This is a genomic window from Arthrobacter sp. Y3223164, from assembly GCF_059091005.1.
Genome location: NZ_JBNHGF010000743.1, coordinates 1 through 703 on the forward strand (window position 1 = coordinate 1; position 703 = coordinate 703).

The 703-nt window shown below is 73.3% G+C and carries 1 protein-coding gene; it reads right to left on the bottom strand.

All coding sequences use genetic code 11. The annotated features are described in order from the left end of the window. On the bottom strand, positions 1-696 hold a 696-nt coding region (locus AC5RUJ_RS17750), incomplete at its 3' end, for an ADP-ribosylglycohydrolase family protein (RefSeq protein WP_494156447.1). Positions 697-703 lie beyond the last annotated feature (7 nt).

Below are 703 nucleotides of genomic sequence, written 5' to 3' on the forward strand. Positions count from 1 at the left end.
GGCCAACTCGGCGGCGGCCGGATCCTGCTCGGTGCGGGCCAGCAGGGCCACGGCGGCGCCGGGCAGCGTGGCCTGTTCGTGCACCAGCAGCCGGATCAGCGTGGCGAACGTTGCCGCGCTCTGGTGCGCCGTCGGATGGCCGTGGGTGAGCGCCGAACCGTCCGTGGCCAGCCGCTGGACCGTCTGGTCGTCGACGAACGGCAGCAGCCCGAACGGAGCCGACCGGACCACCGTGCCGGAGTCCTTCGAGTCCGGGTTGACCGGGCGCGCCCGCGTTCCCATTTCCCCGGTGGCCAGGCCGGACAGGCAGGCGGCGCCGGGGGCGCGGCGTGCGTGCAGCACGTCCTGTTCGTCGATCCAGCGCGGCTGGGGCTCCGGCGCGTTGTCCGGAAAGCGGCCCTCCTGGGTGGCGTACCAGCGCAGGTAAGCCAGCCAGAGGCAGGCGGCTTCGTCGGCGGCGGTACCGGCATTGGCCCATTCCAGCGCCTCGGTCAGCCCGTCGAGGGTATAAAGCGTCAGCTGTGTGTCGTCGGAGAAGTGGCCGGGCTCCGCCAGCTGGGAGAAGTCCCGCAGCCCGTCCGCCCCGAAGCGTCCGGCGATCGCGTCGAAGGAGTCGAATTCGACGCCGGCCCCCAATTGGTCCGCCAGGGCGCCCCCGAGCAGGCAGCCGCGCACCCGCGAGGCGAAGTCCGGCACCGCGTGG